At 69.3% G+C, this 1,774-nt stretch carries 1 protein-coding gene and 1 pseudogene; one reads left to right on the top strand and one right to left on the bottom strand.

The annotated features are described in order from the left end of the window. Window positions 1-782 (top strand): annotated as a pseudogene (locus GT354_RS12205) (hypothetical protein); the annotation flags it as partial. A gap of 520 nt (window positions 783-1,302) precedes the next feature. On the opposite strand, the gene GT354_RS12200 reads toward GT354_RS12205, so the two are convergent. Continuing rightward, the coding region (locus tag GT354_RS12200) for an IS3 family transposase (RefSeq protein WP_161356313.1) at window positions 1,303-1,774 on the bottom strand (472 nt) is incomplete at its 5' end.

Genomic DNA, 1,774 nt, shown 5'->3' with positions numbered 1-1,774 from the left:
GCGGCCCGACCCAGCTGCCCGCAGCCCTCGCCGCGCGACGGCGGATCGGACCGGGCGCGCCGATCTCGATGTCGGTACTCGGTAGGACCGCGGCCGTGAACCCCGCCCCCGCCCGCCGCGCGCTCGCGCAGGGCGCCACCGCCTCGGGCGCATTGGTCCGCCCCGTGGACGTACTGCCCACATACTGGAACGAACTCGCCGCGATCCGCCACGCCGCCGACACCGGTCGTGGCATGGAGGCGTGGGAGAAGGCCGCCCAGCTCAGCATGCGCATGGAGAACCTGGTCGGCCCCGACCATCCCGGCACCCTCGACGCGCAAGCCATGTTGGCCTTCGTCGGCGCGGGGCTGGGCCGAATCGCCGACGCCGTTCTGATCTACTGCCAGGTCGCCGAACGTGGCGCGACCGCCGTCGGGCCGCACCACCCGAGTACGATCGCCGCCGCCGACAACGCCCTCAAGGTCTGGCTGCGCGTGGCGGACGCCCGCGAGTCGGTACGCCTCGGCCCGACCGTCGTGGCGATGCGGCAACGCGTCCCCGGCCCGGGAAATCGCGGCTTGGAGAGCGCCCGCGCCCACCTGGAGCGTATGCAGGAGATCGTCGATCCCGCCGCGCACCCGAAGCCCCCGCCCGGAACCCGCGTCGAGCCCCGGATCGACACCCGCCCCACGCCCCGCCCCGAACCACACTCGGAGCCACGATCCAACCCCGGTCCGGAAGCCGAACGCAGCCCGACCCCGGTCCGCGGAGCCCCCGTCCGCCGCCGCCACGCCAAGACCTGACTCGCCGTAACCTTTGGCCGCCCGCCGGCGTCGGCGTCGGCGTCGGCGTCGGCGTCGGCGTCGGCGTCGGCCCGAAAGACGGACCCGAGGACCGACCCGATGCCGAATCCAACACCGAATCCGAAGGCAACGGCGCAGACCACTCCGACGAAGTCCCGGTAGCCGACGCCCCGATCCGGAACGGCCCATCCAGGCCGGGATCATCCCCCAACGTCACCCCGTAGCTTCCGCCACCGTCCGCCACCGGTTCCCGTGCGCCCCTCTCCTGAGTATCCGGCCCCCGAATACCCGGCCCCGGGTGCCGACGCGCCACCGTCCAGCGGGATTCGCCGCGCGCCCACGTACCAACCCCCGATCAAGCGCGCGAAGTTCGGATGCCGATCCGCGAGTGGCGACAGCGCGCTCGCGAGCGCGTATGCCCGGGTTAAGGCAGGCAAGCCACCCGGCGTCTCGTGCACGAGCAGCGTCACCTCCAGTTGAGGAGCCCCGCGTTTTCCGGACAGGTTAATTGCTGTCTTTGTTATGCCACGAGTTTCAATTCCCGCTTGGGATGCAGGACTTCGTGGGGTGTGCGATAGCCGAGTCCCGAGTGGAGGCGTCGGCGGTTGTAGAATCCTTCGATGTATCGGACGACTTCGCCGCGTGCTTTCGCGTGTGTGGTGAAGACGTATCGGTGGAGCCATTCGTTCTTCAGGGCTCCGAAGAACGACTCGGCCATGGCGTTGTCCCAGCAGACGCCGGTGCGGCCGACGGATTGCCTCATTCGGTGCCCTGCGAGCACCGTCGCGAACTCTTCGGAGGTGTAGTTGCTGCCTCGATCGGAGTGGAAGACGGCATCCGGTTCGATGCGTATCCGTTTCGCGGCCATGTCCAGGGCCGACGATATCAGGGAGGTCTTGAAGTGGTCGGCCATGGCCCAACCGACAACTGCTTTGCTGTGGCAGTCGATGACCGTGGCCAGGTAGAGAAATCCTTCCCACGTGGGGATGTAG

Origin of the sequence: Streptomyces sp. SID3343, assembly GCF_009865215.1 — a bacterium.
Taxonomy (GTDB): Bacteria; Actinomycetota; Actinomycetes; order Streptomycetales; family Streptomycetaceae; genus Embleya.
The sequence above is the reverse complement of the archived record's forward strand: the minus strand, read 5'-3'. Positions and strand labels throughout refer to the sequence as shown.